The sequence below is a fragment of the Dyella amyloliquefaciens genome (assembly GCF_004296575.1).
GTDB lineage: Bacteria > Pseudomonadota > Gammaproteobacteria > Xanthomonadales > Rhodanobacteraceae > Dyella > Dyella amyloliquefaciens.
Genome location: NZ_SAYT01000002.1, coordinates 782589 through 796596, shown reverse-complemented (window position 1 = coordinate 796596; position 14008 = coordinate 782589). Strand labels below are relative to the sequence as shown.

At 65.3% G+C, this 14008-nt stretch carries 15 protein-coding genes; 7 read left to right on the top strand and 8 right to left on the bottom strand.

Features of this window, described 5'->3' with window-relative positions:
• Window positions 1-149: 149 nt before the first annotated feature.
• Window positions 150-755: a GNAT family N-acetyltransferase gene (locus EPB08_RS08130; protein WP_130618543.1), complete on the bottom strand. Its 606-nt coding sequence runs from the start codon at window positions 753-755 to the stop codon at window positions 150-152.
• A gap of 188 nt (window positions 756-943) precedes the next feature.
• Between EPB08_RS08130 and EPB08_RS08125 the strand changes: the two genes are divergently transcribed.
• Both EPB08_RS08125 and EPB08_RS08120 read left to right on the top strand, forming a co-directional pair.
• Complete coding sequence (locus EPB08_RS08125) at window positions 944-1342, top strand: MmcQ/YjbR family DNA-binding protein (protein ID WP_130618542.1); 399 nt, start codon at window positions 944-946, stop codon at window positions 1340-1342.
• Window positions 1339-1734: a VOC family protein gene (locus tag EPB08_RS08120; protein WP_130618663.1), complete on the top strand. Its 396-nt coding sequence runs from the start codon at window positions 1339-1341 to the stop codon at window positions 1732-1734. Before EPB08_RS08125 ends, EPB08_RS08120 begins: the two co-directional genes overlap by 4 nt.
• Before the next feature lie 168 nt (window positions 1735-1902).
• Here the strand turns inward: EPB08_RS08120 and EPB08_RS08115 are convergent, their stop codons facing one another.
• Both EPB08_RS08115 and EPB08_RS08110 read right to left on the bottom strand, forming a co-directional pair.
• Window positions 1903-2418: a Slp family lipoprotein gene (locus tag EPB08_RS08115; protein WP_130618541.1), complete on the bottom strand. Its 516-nt coding sequence runs from the start codon at window positions 2416-2418 to the stop codon at window positions 1903-1905.
• A 91-nt stretch (window positions 2419-2509) separates the two neighbouring features.
• Entirely contained in the window at window positions 2510-3391 is an 882-nt protein-coding gene (locus EPB08_RS08110; RefSeq protein WP_130618540.1) for a 23S rRNA (adenine(2030)-N(6))-methyltransferase RlmJ, read from the bottom strand.
• A 191-nt stretch (window positions 3392-3582) separates the two neighbouring features.
• Here EPB08_RS08110 and EPB08_RS08105 point away from each other — a divergent pair, with 191 nt between their 5' ends.
• The 3 genes from EPB08_RS08105 to EPB08_RS08095 all read left to right on the top strand — a co-directional run bounded on the left by EPB08_RS08105 (window position 3583) and on the right by EPB08_RS08095 (window position 6709).
• A complete protein-coding gene (locus EPB08_RS08105; protein ID WP_130618539.1) occupies window positions 3583-3939 on the top strand; it encodes a hypothetical protein in 357 nt (118 codons plus the stop codon).
• 80 nt (window positions 3940-4019) lie between these two features.
• The gene (locus EPB08_RS08100; RefSeq protein WP_130618538.1) at window positions 4020-5747 is read left to right on the top strand and encodes a copper resistance system multicopper oxidase; all 1728 of its coding nucleotides are present in this window, start codon (window positions 4020-4022) and stop codon (window positions 5745-5747) included.
• Between the two features lie 95 nt (window positions 5748-5842).
• Window positions 5843-6709 (top strand): copper resistance protein B, encoded by an 867-nt coding sequence (locus EPB08_RS08095; protein ID WP_229238256.1) that lies wholly within the window; start codon window positions 5843-5845, stop codon window positions 6707-6709.
• Between the two features lie 56 nt (window positions 6710-6765).
• Here EPB08_RS08095 and EPB08_RS08090 read toward each other — a convergent pair whose 3' ends face one another.
• Complete coding sequence (locus EPB08_RS08090) at window positions 6766-7407, bottom strand: NAD(P)-dependent oxidoreductase (protein WP_130618537.1); 642 nt, start codon at window positions 7405-7407, stop codon at window positions 6766-6768.
• A 166-nt stretch (window positions 7408-7573) separates the two neighbouring features.
• Between EPB08_RS08090 and EPB08_RS08085 the strand changes: the two genes are divergently transcribed.
• On the top strand, window positions 7574-8473 hold the full coding sequence (locus tag EPB08_RS08085) for a LysR family transcriptional regulator (protein WP_130618536.1): 900 nt from the start codon (window positions 7574-7576) through the stop codon (window positions 8471-8473).
• A gap of 3 nt (window positions 8474-8476) precedes the next feature.
• Here the strand turns inward: EPB08_RS08085 and EPB08_RS08080 are convergent, their stop codons facing one another.
• The 4 genes from EPB08_RS08080 to EPB08_RS08065 all read right to left on the bottom strand — a co-directional run bounded on the left by EPB08_RS08080 (window position 8477) and on the right by EPB08_RS08065 (window position 13103).
• Entirely contained in the window at window positions 8477-9406 is a 930-nt protein-coding gene (locus EPB08_RS08080; protein WP_130618535.1) for a DMT family transporter, read from the bottom strand.
• 64 nt (window positions 9407-9470) lie between these two features.
• The gene (locus tag EPB08_RS08075; RefSeq protein WP_130618534.1) at window positions 9471-11645 is read right to left on the bottom strand and encodes an AsmA family protein; all 2175 of its coding nucleotides are present in this window, start codon (window positions 11643-11645) and stop codon (window positions 9471-9473) included.
• Window positions 11646-11758: 113 nt separating this feature from the next.
• Window positions 11759-12553 (bottom strand): siderophore-interacting protein, encoded by a 795-nt coding sequence (locus EPB08_RS08070; protein ID WP_130618533.1) that lies wholly within the window; start codon window positions 12551-12553, stop codon window positions 11759-11761.
• A 22-nt stretch (window positions 12554-12575) separates the two neighbouring features.
• Window positions 12576-13103 carry a PadR family transcriptional regulator gene (locus EPB08_RS08065; RefSeq protein WP_130618532.1) on the bottom strand — a complete coding sequence of 176 codons (528 nt, stop codon included), beginning with the start codon at window positions 13101-13103 and terminating at the stop codon, window positions 12576-12578.
• A gap of 117 nt (window positions 13104-13220) precedes the next feature.
• Here EPB08_RS08065 and EPB08_RS08060 point away from each other — a divergent pair, with 117 nt between their 5' ends.
• Window positions 13221-14003 carry a DUF4349 domain-containing protein gene (locus EPB08_RS08060; RefSeq protein ID WP_130618531.1) on the top strand — a complete coding sequence of 261 codons (783 nt, stop codon included), beginning with the start codon at window positions 13221-13223 and terminating at the stop codon, window positions 14001-14003.
• The last annotated feature ends 5 nt before the right edge of the window (window positions 14004-14008 follow it).

The following is a 14008-nucleotide window of genomic DNA, read 5'->3' as shown; positions in this document are numbered from 1 at the left end:
ACGCGTGATCGAGGGGCGGCTTCGTCGAACTGCGCCGGGAAAGCGGGCAAGTGTAACGCGAGCGCCCCGGACGAGCCGGGGCGCTGGTTCTCATCTCTTGTTGGGGCGCGTAGCTCGCGCGACAACCCTTCCGCCGTACGCGGCGAGGGTCACAGCTGCAGCGAGATCTGCGTGGTGCCGGGCTCGTCGGGGGACAGGCGGCGCACGAAGCCCAGTTCCTTGCACAGCTGCAGCATCGGGCGATTCTCCAGCAGCACGTAGCCCCAGATTTCGCTCAGGCCGCGGCGGCGGCAGTCGTCGACCAGGCGCTGCATCAGCAGGGCGCCGAGGCCCTGGCGGGCCCAGTCATGCTCCACCAGCACGGAGAACTCCGCATTGTTGGCGGCCTCATCCACAAAGATGCGGCCCACGCCGCGCAACTCGGCAGGGCGCACCGTTTCGTCCATCAGCACGTAAGCGGTTTCCATCGCCGGGTCGAGGCGACACAGGCGCTGTGCCATGGGATCGGGAAGCTCGCCCATCGAATGCAGGAATCGGCGACGGATGTCTTCTGGCGACAAGCGGGCGAACTGACGCTTGAGGGCCGCCACGTCACCCGGCTCGATAGGGCGCAGGTGCAACTCGCGTCCATCGTGGGTACGGACTACCTCGCCCTTGGGACGGGGCAGCTCAACCAGGCGCGGACGGTTGAAGCGTTCGCTGGTGCGCGGGGGAAGCGCACGCCGGGGATGGGTGAGGTCGATGGCGGGAGTCATGGCCATACTTTACCGTATTGTGTGCGCCGCAACATGAACAAAAGCCCTTGTGGACAGCCATCTTAGGCGGCTCTATGTCGCACCGCGCTGCCTGCTGGCTGCGTCCCTGGGACAGGCGCGCAGAAGGCCGTGGCCCGGAGCAGAATGCTCCATCCCGGATATCGGGGCGTCGAGGGTGGATGAAGAGCATGGCAAAAGCAGCCAAGAGCATGACGGCAGCCCAGTTGGAAGCCCTGTGCGGCCATTGGCCCGGGGTGACGCGGGACATCAAGTGGGGTGCCGACCTGGTCTTCAGCGTGGGCGGCAAGATGTTCGTGGTGACGCCGTCCGATGGCAGCGAAGGCGGACGGCTGTCCTTCAAGGTGCCGGACGAGCGCTTCCTGGAGCTGACCGACCAGCCGGGTATCATCGCCGCCCCCTACATGGCCCGCGCGCACTGGGTGTCGGTGGTCGAGCCGCAGCGCTTTGCCTCCGCCGAACTGGCTGACTTCATCCGTGCCTCCTACGGACTGGTGCGCGCGAAGCTCACCAAGAAGCTGCAGGCGGAGCTGGGTCCATGGCCCTTGCCGACGGAGAAGACGAAGTGAAGCAACATATCGGAAGCATTGCGCTGGTCGTGGCCGACTACGACGAAGCCCTGGCCTGGTACACGACGGTACTGGGTTTCCAGTTGATCGAAGACACTGACATGGGTGGCGGTAAGCGCTGGGTGGTCGTCGCTCCGCCAGGCGCCGCCGAGACGCGCCTGCTGCTGGCCAAGGCGGCCACGCCGGAGCAGTCGGCACACGTGGGCAGCCAGGCCGGTGGGCGCGTATTCCTGCTGCTGCACACGGATGACTTCTGGCGCGACTACGAGCGGATGCGCGCCGCGGGTGCGGAGTTCTGCGAAGAGCCGCGCAAGGAAAGCTATGGCACCGTGGTGGTGTTCAAGGATCTGTACGGCAACAAGTGGGATCTTTTGCAGCTCGCCGCGGCCTGAGGAGTGGGGGCTGCTTTTCCGCAGAAGCTCACTGGGCGGTCTGCATCCCGGGCGTAGCGGTCGCGCACAGCGGCCGGGCAGGGCCCAGTCAGCAACGTTGGCAAAGCCCGCGCCGAGGGCGAGCAGAGTCGCCTTCAGCGAATTGGGGACCGCTGGCTGCGGGCGCGGCTAGTGGACCACGCCCACGCCGATGCCGAAGCTCACGTTGGACTTGCCGCTTTCCATTTCGGCGGACGTCCATACGTGCGATTGCGCCACGCTCACCGTGGGAAACACGTAACTTGCTTCGCCCACGGTGCCGCTACGGCTGCCGGTGATATGGCCGGTGAGCGTGATCAGCGAGCCGGACGGGTAGTCGAATGACTCGACATAGCCCGGGACCACGGCGACGAAGCGTCCCCAGCCGCCACCATTGTCAGCCTTGGGCCGCTGCGAGCTGTCCAGCGGATAGCCGAGGATCTCGATCTCGCTGTGGTCGTGGAAGTTGTTCACCTGCACGATGCGGCCGCCCCAGATCACATCCGCGTTCATGAATCGGTCTGGCGACTGCGCGACCCCGTTGGGCGGGACCGCGATCGTGTTGGTCGAAGGTTTGTAGATCGGTGCCGGGGCGCATGCGGCCAGTGCCGCCAGGCCGGCGATTGCCATACCGCGAAGCAGATAGGAAGCGAGACGGGCGGGCATGGCGGACTCCGGCGTTCCAGACTGGGTTGCCATGAGCTTAGCCGGCTGGCGGCAAGGGTGGTAGGCGACCGCGCTGCGTGTCGCCCGGCGTTCAGTCCTTGGCTTCTTCCACCAGCCAGTCCAGGCGCCACTCGGCCGGCCGTTCCTGCGACAGCAACGGTGCCATCGCACGCAGCGAGTCGCGCAGCGCTTCGTCGAGCTTCCACGGGGCATTGAGGATGACCATGCCCGAGCCGTTGAGGCGCAACGGCGAATCGTCGGGGTGCACCAGCAACTCCGCGCGCAGCACGCGGCGTGAACCGCAACGCTGCAACCAGCGGTGGAACGGCTGTACCTGGCTGCGCAACTTGATCGGATACCACACGGCATAGACGCCGGTAGGCCAACGCTGCAATGCGGCCTTGAGCGCCTGCTCGATCACCCGGTACTCGGCATCCTGCGCCTCGTAAGGAGGATCGATCAGCACCAGACCACGCTTTTCCTTGGGCGGCAACAGCGCCTTCAGCGCTTCATAGCCGTTACGCTCATGCACGTGGACGCGATGGTCGTGATGAAACAGATCGCGCAGGCGCGAGGCCTCTTCGGGATGCAATTCGCAGAGCTGGGCGCTGTCGCTGTCACGCATGGCGTTCGCCACCTGCAGCGGCGACCCGGGGTAGAGCCGCAATCCGTGTTCATTGCCGGGCATGCGGACGATGGTGTCCAGCCAGCGGCGCAGCAGCGACGGCAAGGGCTGGGTACGCGCGCTGCCGGCATGGAGGTCGGGGAACAGCAGGCGGTTGATGCCGTCCTTGTACTCCCCCGTCTTGCCTGCCTCGACACCGTCCAGCGCATAGCAGCCACTGCCGGCATGCGTGTCGACGAAGGCGAACGGCGTGGCCTTGGCCTGCAGCGCCTCGATCAGCGCGAACAGCACCGAGTGCTTGAGGACATCGGCGAAGTTGCCAGCGTGGTAGGCGTGACGATAGTTCATGGTCGGGAATGCGCCGGACGGCAGGCGATTATACGGCCCAGGCGGCTTCCCTGTAGGAGCGCACCCAGTGCGCGATGGGCGCTGATTCACCCATCATCGCGCACTGGGTGCGCTCCTACAGGGGTATGGCATAGCCGATGGAGCCATCTCCAGAGTTGAGCCCGCGGCACGCTCGTGGCTATGCTCCGGTCATGACCCGCCACCTGTTCCGCCATCTGCGTCGTTGCCGCGCCCTGTTCGCGCTGGCTTTGTGCGCGTGGTTGGCGCTGGCCAGCGTGGTCTGGGCGCAGCCTGTGGACTGCTGCGCGCCGATGGCGGCCTCAATGGATATGTCCATGCCGCATGCGCCCGCGCCGCACGACCACGGTGCGGATCACAGCATCAGCATGCTTCCCGATGGCTGCTGCGCGCATGCCACCATGACCGTGCCGCCTTCGATGTCGGGCCACGTGATGCGCGTGAAACCCTCCAGCGAGGCTTGGTTGGCACGCCGCGAGGCAGCGCCGCAGCCGGTCTACGAACCGCCTTTGCGGCCGCCGGTCGCCTGATTCTCCGTTCGATGCAAGGGGCCGAGCGATCGGCCGATGTGACGCGCCCGCCTCGCGGGCACGACTGACGGAGCAGGACCATGAGCAAGCAGGTACCGCGCGGCTTTCAGCTGCCGCGTCGGCGTTTCGTCCAGGGGCTGGCGCTGGGAGGCGTGGCCGCTGGCCTGGGGTTGTGGCGCGGCAACGCGCTGGCACAGATCGCCACGCCGCGCGCCGAGCTGCGCGGCAATCATTTCGAACTGGAGATCGGCGAACTGCCGGTCGACTTCACCGGGCGCAAGCGCATCGCGACCGTGGTGAATGGGCAACTGCCCGCGCCACTGCTGCGCTGGCGTCAGGGCGACACGGTGACCCTGCGCGTGCGCAATCGTCTGCGTGAGACGAGCTCCATCCACTGGCACGGCATCGTGTTGCCGGCGGACATGGATGGCGTGCCCGGCCTGAGTTTCGATGGCATTCCTCCTGGCGGCGAATACGTCTATCGCTTCACGGTGAACCAGGCCGGCACTTACTGGTACCACAGCCATTCACGCTTCCAGGAGCAGACCGGGTTGTATGGCCCCATCGTGATCGAGCCGCGCGACGGCGAGCGCCATCCTGCCGAACGCGACTACGTGGTGCTGCTCAACGACTGGACCGATCTCGATCCGGAAACCATCTACGCCAACCTGAAGAAGCAGGGTGGCTATTACAACGTTGGCAAGCGCACGGTGGGCGACTTCCTGCGCGATGCGGGGCGCGACGGACTTTCGGGTGCGCTTGCCGAGCGGCGCATGTGGAACCAGATGCGCATGGATCCCACCGACCTGGCCGACGTTTCTTCCGTGGCCTACACCTACCTGGTGAACGGGCAGACGCCCGCCGCCAATTGGACGGGCCTGTTCGATGCGGGCGAGAAGATCCGGCTGCGCTTCATCAATGGCTCGTCGATGACGTTCTTCGACGTACGCATACCGGGGCTGAAGATGACCGTGGTCGCGGCCGACGGGCAGGCGATCGAGCCGGTGAGCGTGGACGAATTCCGCATCGGTACGGCCGAAACCTACGACGTGATCGTGCAGCCATCGGCCGACCGCGCCTGGACCATCTTTGCGCAGAGCATGGATCGCACGGGCTATGCGCGAGCCACGCTCGCGCCGCGCATCGGCATGACGGCCGACGTGCCGCTGATCGATCCGCGTCCGTTGCTGAGCATGGGCGACATGATGGGCGCGATGGATCACGGCAGCATGGGGCACGACATGTCGGGCATGGACATGATGGCGATGCCTGGCATGGCCATGTCCATGCACCACGAGCCTGCGCCGTCGCTGAAAACCGGTCCGGAAGTCGACATGCGCGTGGCGACGCCGCGACGCAATCTCGACGATCCGGGCGTGGGGCTGCGTGACAACGGGCGTCGCGTGCTCAGCTATGCAGACCTGCATGCCGTCGATGCGCCGATTTCGCCGCGCATCGATCGCGAACTGACCCTGCGCCTCACCGGCAACATGGAGCGCTACCTGTGGTCGTTCGATGGCAAGCGGGCTTCCGCCGCGGAGCCGCTGCATCTGCACCACGGCGAGCGCGTGCGGGTGACCCTGGTGAACGACACCATGATGACGCACCCCATCCACCTTCATGGCATGTGGAGCGAGCTGGAGGCGCCGGACGGGTCGTTCCAGGTACGCAAGCACACGGTGATGGTGCAGCCGGCGCAGCAGCTCAGCTATCGCGTGAGCGCCGATGCTCCGGGCCGTTGGGCATACCACTGTCATTTGCTCTACCACATGGAAGCGGGCATGTTCCGCGAGGTGGTGGTGGCATGAGGCTGCAGAGGATTTCAGCAATCGCGCTGGCGCTTGGTTCATGCGCGCCAACAATGCTGCTGGCGCAGAGCGCCGACATGGAGGGCATGCCTGGTATGTCCATGCAGCATGCGGAACACGGTGTCCCTGCCGATCCCCATGCGGTTCATCACGCGGTAACGGAGCCGGCCCGCAGCGATCAGGCGCATGACGGTATGGACCACACCGGTCACGACATGTCATCCATCGACACAGCGGCGCTTCCGCCCAATGACCACGTGCCGCCATCTCCACCGCAACACGTGATGCCGGCGATGACGGCAGAGCAGATGCATAAGCTGATGCAGATGAACGATGCGTCGGTGACGGGCATGCTGCTGATCGATCGGCTGGAACGATCGCGCAGCACCTCAGGCGACTACGCCACGAGCTGGGAGGCGGAAGGATGGCTGGGTAATCCCATCGATCGGTTATGGGTGAAGACCGAAGGTGAGCGCGGCAGCGATGGCACCGAAGGGCGCGTCGCGGCGTTGTGGAGCCACGCCTGGACCAGCTTCTGGGATGCGCAGCTCGGCGCGCGGCAGGACTTCGGCCAGGGGCCGAACCGCCAATGGGCTGCATTTGGCGTACAGGGCCTGGCGCCGTACTGGTTCGAAACACAGGCGACGTTCTACGCGGGCGAGCAGGGGCGCACGGCGCTACGGCTCGAGGCCAGTTACGAGCTGTTGTTCACGCAGCGACTGGTGCTGGAGCCCAAGCTCGAACTCAACTTCTATGACAAGGATGACCCGCAACGCGGCGTATCGTCAGGGCTGTCGGATCTGGAAACCGGGCTACGCCTGCGCTACGAGTTCAGCCGCAAGTTCGCGCCCTATGTCGGCGTGAACTGGACGCGACGCTACGGCGATGCCCAGGCGCCTGGCGCGCCGATGTTCCATGCACGTGAAACGACCTGGGTGGCCGGCGTGCGCTGGTGGTTGTGACGCGGGTCCATCCGTAGGAAGCAACGACGGGCGGCCGAAGCCGCCCGTCCAAGCGATCAGTAAGCCACCGTGATGCGCTTGCGGCTGGCGTCGCCCTTTTCGACGCGGTCGAGCAGGGCGACCGCATAGTCGGGCACGCTGATATGGCTCTTGCCATTGGCGTCCACCAGCAGCTGGTCGCCGCCCACGCGGTACTTGCCGGTGCGCGGGCCATCCTCGATCAGGGCGGCTGGACTGATAAACGTCCAATCGATGGTGGAAGGGCTGGCGCGGAACACCGCAAGCGCCTTGCCCTGGCCAGCCGCTTCGGGCTTCCAGGCCTCGGGGAAGTGCGGATCGTCCATCACGAGCACGCCCGGCGCGGTCTCCAGCGAGCCGGCGCCGCCGACCCATGCGAGGCGCTTGACGCCTGCGCCGGGCAGGTTGTCCAGCAGCACGGCGGCATTGGCCGGAATGCTGTCGTTATTGCCGTCGCGGCGCGCGGAGAGGCTGGCTACCACTGCGTCGGCGCCGCGCACCGCACCCAGCCAGGTGTCGGGCTTGCCGACGTCGCCGGTAACGACGGTGAGGCGGGGGTTCTGTGTGGACAGGCGCGAGGGATCGCGGACGATGGCGGTGACGTCGTAGCCGCGAGCCAGCGCTTCGTCGAGGATGGCGTGGCCGATATGGCCGGTGGCGCCGAACAGGGCAATCTTCATGGATGGGGACTCCAGCAGGGTGGGCGAGGTATCGACGGACGATGGCGCGGGTTTCGTGAACGTGTCGCCAGCATCGGGTTGAGGCAAAGCATGCGCTCTTGATCGATACGGATAAACGCATCAAACGGGAATTCACTGTAAAGTTTGACTTGACAGTGAGGTGGCCATGTCCAGCGAAGTGAATCTCAACCGGTTGTCGGTATTCGTGGCGCTGGTGAATGCCGGCTCGTTCACGGCCGCTGCCGAGACGCTGGGCATGACCAAGGCGATGGTCAGCCAGCATCTGGCGAAGCTGGAGCAGGAGCTCGGCGTCACCCTGGTCCTGCGCAGCACGCGGCGCATGACGCTCACCGAAGCGGGTATCGCCTTTCATACGGCCTGCGTGCGCATTCTTGCCGAGGCTGAAGCGGCCATCGAGCAGGTTGGCAGCAATCAGGAAAAGCCCACTGGTACCTTGCGCCTCACGGCCACCACCGACTACGGCACCTCGGTCGTGGCGCCCGCTTTGGCCGATTTCATGCGGGCCCATCCGCAATTGCAGACCGACCTCGTACTGACCGATCACGTGAGCGACCTGATTGCGGAGCGGTTCGATCTTGCGATCCGCATGGGTTCGCTGCGCGACTCGAATCTGCGTTCGACGCGCCTGGGCAGCTTCCGACAGCTGCTGGTGGCGGCGCCAGGTTATCTCGCTGGCCGCGGGGAACCTCGTAGCCTGGCGGAATTGCCGTCACTGGGCTGGGTGGCCCTGGCGTTGCTGTCGTCGCCGTTGCGCTGGACGTTCACCGCGCCCGACGGCTCACGCCGCACCGTGCGCATGAAGCAGGTGGCGCAGGCCAACAACGTGACGGCGGCGCACGCGCTGGTACGCCATGGCGCGGGTATCAGCGTGCTGCCGGATTATCTGGTTACCGACGACATCCGCGAAGGAAGGCTCGTGCCGCTGCTGGCGCAGTACCGGCTGCCGGAGTGCGGTATCTATGCGGTGTATCCGGGGCGCCAGCCGCCAGCCAAGGTGCGCGTCTTCATCGAGCACCTGCGCGCATGGCTGGCCGCGCAGGCATAAGCCTTATTCCACGACGTTGTGGCTTTCCGCCGTGCCCAGCAGTTCGGGCTGCGTGGTCTTGCCTTGCCGGCGGCTGAGCAGCGGATGCATGAAGACGGCAGCGAGAATCACCGCCACGCCTGCATAGAACCAGCCGTCCAGCTGGCGTTGTTCGCCAAGCATGAGCATGGCCAGCACGATGGCGTAGACCGGCTCCAGGTTCGTCACCATCTGCGTACCGAACGCGCTCATGTGGCGCAGGGCTACCAGGGCAAGCGCAAACGGCAGCAGCGTGCAGCCGAACGAGAGCAGCACCAGCAACGCGGCATCGTGCAGGCTGGGCAACACGAAGGCCGGGCCGACGTGTGGCAGCAGGGGTGCCAACAGGGTAAGGAACAGCGTGCCGGTGCCCAGTTCGATGCAGGTCACCGTGAGCGGGTCGCCGTGTTCCACCAGGCGCTTGTTGTAGGAACCGAACAGCGCCACCAGCAATGCGGAGAACGCGCCCACGGCGATGCCAACGCGCATGTCGACCGGAACGCCCCCCACGACCATCGCCACGCCGGGCACGACGGCCACGCCGATCAGCAGCTCGCGCGGATCGAACTTGCGCTTGGCGATCCAGGGTTCCACCAGCGCCAGGAACACGGGACCCAGCGCAATGCAGGTGGCGGCCACCGAGGCGTTGGCGAGCTTGATGGCGGCATAGAAGGTCAGCCAGTGCAGCGACACCAGTACGCCGATACCGGCGTAGGACCAGCGCAACCGCGCGGGCATGGCCTTGAGGCCGCGCCGGACGCGGGGCATGAGCAGAAGCGAGCCGGACACCAGCAGCATGCGCCACCACACCAGTGGCAGGGCGGGCAGGGTGATCAGCTTGCCCAGGATGGCGGTGAAGCCCCACAGCAGGACGCAGAAGTGGATCTGCCAGCGGGCCTTGGTGACGGAATGCATGGACGTACATCAACGGGAACAGGGCGGCGCATTCTAGCGTCGCCCGCGTACCGGTTGTGCAGAATCAATGGGTTTGTGCCGGTTTCGGCGCGTTTTTGGTGGAAGCCGGCTGCTTGGCCTGCGACGGACTGCGCATCTGGTCCAGCACGGTGGCGCAGGTATTGTCCGGCTCGCCCTTGCTGGTGGCCACCAGCGGCAGCAGTGCCGCCACCGGCGTGGCGAGCACGCCCAGCGCCAGGGCGCCGCCGCCACGGAGAATCAACGGGCCTGGCTGGACACCAACGTCGGGATTCTTCAGTGTGCCCTTCACGTAGAGCGGTGAGCGTAGCGACAGCAAGCGCAAGCCCTTCGAGTTCGGATGGACGTCCAGGTCCAGCTTTTCGTTGGCGAAATTGACCGTGCCGTCGATGCGTATCGTGGCGTCCTCGGTGTCGAACACGAACAGGCGCGTCTGGAACAGGCCATGGGTGGCGGTGAGATCCGACGCCGCGCAATTGATCTTCACCGTCTTGTCGCCGAACAGCTTGCTGATGATGATGTTGCCTACGTTGAGGCCGGCCGTTTCCAGCAGCGCCTTGCTGATCGCGCCATCGTTCATCAGCAGCTTCACCTCGCCGCTTGAAGTGCCCAGCAGCTCGCTCACCGAATTGCCGCGCGCATCGAGAGCGGCATCGCCATTGATTTCGCCGAAGCTGGTCTGCATCGGTTCGAAGGTCGGGAACAGCTGCTTGAGCTTGAGATGGCGCGCACCAAGCCGGATGGTACCCTGCATCGGCGTGCGGCTGCCGTCGAGACGAAGATTGCTGTTGACCTTGCCGCCGGCCAGGTCAAAGGCCAGCGGATCCAGCCGAAGCACGCCGTTGTCCATGATCACATGAGTGGAAAGCCCATCGATGGGCAGCGACTTTTCGCGCACGATGTGCGCGGCGCTGAACGTGACATCGGCATCCATCGCGCGCCAGCGGTCCGTGCGGAACGGTTCGACCGGGAGCACCTTGTCCGCGGGTTGCGGCGTGGCATCGCCGCGCTGTTGTTTCTCCGCATTGCTGTCGGCACCGATCAACGGGGCGAGATCGGCGAAGCGCAGCACCTGTGATTTCACGTCACCGCTCAGCTTCGGCCGAGCGCCGCCGGTGTCGAAGGTGACATCGCCCGCGATGTCGCTGCCGCCGACGCGCCCGCGGAAGTTCTCGTAGGAGAAGTGGCTGCTGCCGCGCCTGAGGTTGGCTTTCAGGTGACCCTGCGTGGCGAAGGGTGGCGTATTGGGCAGGGTGACGCCGATCAGCGGGTAGAGCTTGGCCATGCTGGTGCCGGAGAACCACAGCCGAATATCGAGGGCGGCCAGGTGCAGCGGGTCGGTGAGCGTGCCCACCAGGGCGATATGGCTGTCACCGACGTGTACGTTGGCCTGCAACGGGAAGGGCTGGTCCGCCTGCTGCAGCGCGAGCACGCCGCCGATCTTGCCGCTGCCTGTCGCAGGCGCCCCTTGGTAACGGCCGTCGGCCTGCCAGGAGAACTGATAGGTCGCGTTCGTGCTGCCGGGCTGGCTTTCGTTCTTGGCGTTGGCCTTGGCGAGGGCCTGGCGCGCGCCGGCGCCTGCGGTCCTGCCGGCCTGTTCCAGCGCATCGGCGGACTGCTGCGCCACGATCTGGTCATAAGGGATCGACTGCTGCAGCGGTTCCACGGTGATCTTCAGGTTCGCCTTGCTCATGGCATCGTCGAACGTGATCTCCGAATGATCGAAGCCGATGGCGCGCAGGTCGAGCGTCCAGCTGGAGGGCTGGTCGTTGTTGGCCAGATTGAAATCCCAGGTGGCACGTCCCTGCGCATCACGCTCGAGATCGATCCTCGGACGCACCACATAGAGCGTGGGGATCTCGACGCGATGGAACAGCAGGCGCAGCGGCGCGAGGCGAAAGCGAACGGCGTCCAGTTGGGCGAATTGCAGCTGCTTGGCCCAATCCGGATTGCCGATGACGATGTCGCGTGCTTCCAGCGTGGGCCATGGAACGAGGGCTGCCATGCCACCTTGCCCCGGTTCGCGCGCCCAGCCGACGCTGATGTCGCCCTGGACAATGAACGGACGGCCAATCGCCTGGCTCACGCGCTCATTGATGGTTGGCTTGAGGCGGTTCCAGTCGAAGGTGAGGACAATGAAGACCGCCACGGCAAACAACAGCAGCACGAACGCCACCGGTGCATACACAAACCACCTGAGCCTGCGGCTGCGCCAGGACATCATTGCCTCCTGCAATGACCGGCCGGTGCCGGTCGACGCTGCCACTCATAACCGTGTCAACGGCAAATTTTCGTAGTGATGATGCTTTTGCGCTCAGCGGCAGTTCATGCCATTCACGCTTCCTCGTCGCTTCCGCCAGCTTTCCAGTAGCCTGTGGCACGCACCCATTCCTTCGGAACGCCGCGATCATCGGATAGGTGCTGGCGCATGCGGCGTGCGCGGGAAGACTCCGCTGCAATCCACCAGAAGGTGTCGCCGGCCGGTGTGGGCAAGCGCTCCAGCGCATGTTCCAGCAACTGGCTTGTCGCGGCGTCCTGGTTGTTGCGTTCGAACCAGGTGAGCTCGACCTGTGCACGCGATTCCAGCATCTGCCGGTCCGCGCTGCCGGGGATTTCCACCAGCACGGTCGCTCGTACGCCGTATGGCAGTTCTTCCAGCCAGCGACCGATCGCCGGCAATGCCGTTTCGTCGCCGATCATCACGTAATGGTCGAAGTCATTCGCCACCACGAACGAGCCGCGCGGGCCACCGGCACCGATATGTTGCCCAGGCTTTGCCTGCTCGGCCCACGCCGAGGCAGGGCCGTCACCGTGCAGCACGAAATCCACCGTGAGTTCGTTGAATTCATCGTCGTAGCGGCGAGGCGTGTAGTCGCGCATCGGCGAGGGCTCGACACCCTCCGGAAATTCGAGGCGCCCCTGGCCGGACGTGGGAAGCGCGAGCTGGCCCTGGGGATTGGGGAAGAACAGCTTCACGTGGTCGTCTGGCGAGGCGCTGAGGAAACCGCGCAGCGCGGCACCGCCGAAGACGACGCGTTGCATGTGCGGCGTCAGGCGTTCGGAGCGAAGCACTTCGATCTCGCGCAGCACCACGGTGTGTCGCTGCATCTGGTGGGCATGTCGGGTCATGGGGATCATCTCGACGGGGGATTCAATCGTTGGATTCGTTGGCTATCTCGCGGGCGGCGTGTTCCAGCAACGCGGCAACGCGTCGTGCTTCCGCTGCATTCCAGGCCGAGCCGCGCGCCATCAATGCGTGCTTGATCTCGTGCATCGCATGTCGCACGGCAGGGGGAAGCGCCATCTTGGCCGCCGTGCGAGCGGCATGCCGCGTGCGCAGGGTCATCGCATCGACGGCTTCCTGGTTGTCCGACAGGAAGCGGCGACCCGCAGCCGTGACGGCATAGAGCTTGCGCCCGCCGTGCTCCTGCTCGACCTGCAGCAATCCCAGCTCTTCCAGCATGGTCAGGGTGGGATAGATCGCGCCGGGGCTTGGCGTGTAGTGGCCATGGAACATGTCGGCGATGCGTCGGATCAATTCATAGCCGTGGCTGGATTGCTGTTCGACCAGGGCGAGCAACAAGAGCTTCAGGTCGCCATGTCCCAGCAGGCGCTGGCTGCCGCGGCGGTCCTGGTCGCCACGTGCGGCAGGCTTGGAGGGATGTGTCCGGTCTCGCATGCTTGGGCTAATTTCGATATATCTAAATAAAACGATATATCGAAATGAGATGCGTGGCAAGTCGAGGCCATGTCCTATGGCAGACTCAACCCAAACCAGGGTCCAGGAAGGGATACCATGACTGTGCGCAAGTGGATGTTTGCGGTGTTTGCCGTGCTGCTGCTGGCCGGCTGCTCGAAGAAGCAGGAAGTGGGGCCGGGGACGTTGACCGGCGAGAAGGCCAAGGCGGGCGCGAAGCTCGCGTACGAACACAGCGTCAACGTGGAGCTGCCGGAGGCACAGATTGCCGGCAGGATGGCTGCCATGCGCGATGCGTGCGAGTTACAGCGTTTTGGCGCCTGCAATGTCCTGCGCATGCAGCAGGGCGAGTGGCGTTCATCGCTGGTGGTGCGCGCGGTACCCGGCGCCATCGAACCCCTGGTAAGCATGGCTGGACAGGGCGGGCGACTTTCCTCGCGTGAAACGCACGCGGAGGACCTTGCCGATGTGGTCAGCGACAACCAGCGCAAGCAGGTGCAACTGGATGCCTACGCGAAGCGGCTGGACGAGCTGGCCTCGCGCAAGGACCTGGCGGTTGCCGATCTGATCACGCTGAGCCACGAGCAGGCGCAGGTGCAGCAGCAGCGCGAGTCATTGCAGGGCGAGGCCGTCATGCAGCAGCGTCGGCTCGACACCAATGTGCTGACGCTCGATTTCCACGATGCCGAGGCTGGTTCGCGCGCGCATCGGCTCGGAGAGTCGTTCCGCGGCTTGCTCGATCGCCTGATCGATGGCCTCGGCGATGCGCTTTCCGCATTGGCTTACGGCCTGCCGTTCCTGCTGCTTGCGTTGCCGTTGGCATGGGCCTGGCGATGGGCGTGGCGCCGCATCACCAGGCGGGTAATCAAGGCTCCGGCGTGAATCAC

Bases quoted from the DNA above. Each gene is read 5' to 3' on its own strand.
- EPB08_RS08130 (WP_130618543.1), bottom strand. From the start codon at position 755: ATGACTCCCGCCATCGACCTCACCCATCCCCGGCGTGCGCTTCCCCCG.
- EPB08_RS08125 (WP_130618542.1), top strand. From the start codon at position 944: ATGGCAAAAGCAGCCAAGAGCATGACGGCAGCCCAGTTGGAAGCCCTG.
- EPB08_RS08115 (WP_130618541.1), bottom strand. From the start codon at position 2,418: ATGCCCGCCCGTCTCGCTTCCTATCTGCTTCGCGGTATGGCAATCGCC.
- EPB08_RS08110 (WP_130618540.1), bottom strand. From the start codon at position 3,391: ATGAACTATCGTCACGCCTACCACGCTGGCAACTTCGCCGATGTCCTC.
- EPB08_RS08105 (WP_130618539.1), top strand. From the start codon at position 3,583: ATGACCCGCCACCTGTTCCGCCATCTGCGTCGTTGCCGCGCCCTGTTC.
- EPB08_RS08100 (WP_130618538.1), top strand. From the start codon at position 4,020: ATGAGCAAGCAGGTACCGCGCGGCTTTCAGCTGCCGCGTCGGCGTTTC.
- EPB08_RS08095 (WP_229238256.1), top strand. From the start codon at position 5,843: ATGTCCATGCAGCATGCGGAACACGGTGTCCCTGCCGATCCCCATGCG.
- EPB08_RS08090 (WP_130618537.1), bottom strand. From the start codon at position 7,407: ATGAAGATTGCCCTGTTCGGCGCCACCGGCCATATCGGCCACGCCATC.
- EPB08_RS08085 (WP_130618536.1), top strand. From the start codon at position 7,574: ATGTCCAGCGAAGTGAATCTCAACCGGTTGTCGGTATTCGTGGCGCTG.
- EPB08_RS08080 (WP_130618535.1), bottom strand. From the start codon at position 9,406: ATGCATTCCGTCACCAAGGCCCGCTGGCAGATCCACTTCTGCGTCCTG.
- EPB08_RS08075 (WP_130618534.1), bottom strand. From the start codon at position 11,645: ATGTCCTGGCGCAGCCGCAGGCTCAGGTGGTTTGTGTATGCACCGGTG.
- EPB08_RS08070 (WP_130618533.1), bottom strand. From the start codon at position 12,553: ATGACCCGACATGCCCACCAGATGCAGCGACACACCGTGGTGCTGCGC.
- EPB08_RS08065 (WP_130618532.1), bottom strand. From the start codon at position 13,103: ATGCGAGACCGGACACATCCCTCCAAGCCTGCCGCACGTGGCGACCAG.
- EPB08_RS08060 (WP_130618531.1), top strand. From the start codon at position 13,221: ATGACTGTGCGCAAGTGGATGTTTGCGGTGTTTGCCGTGCTGCTGCTG.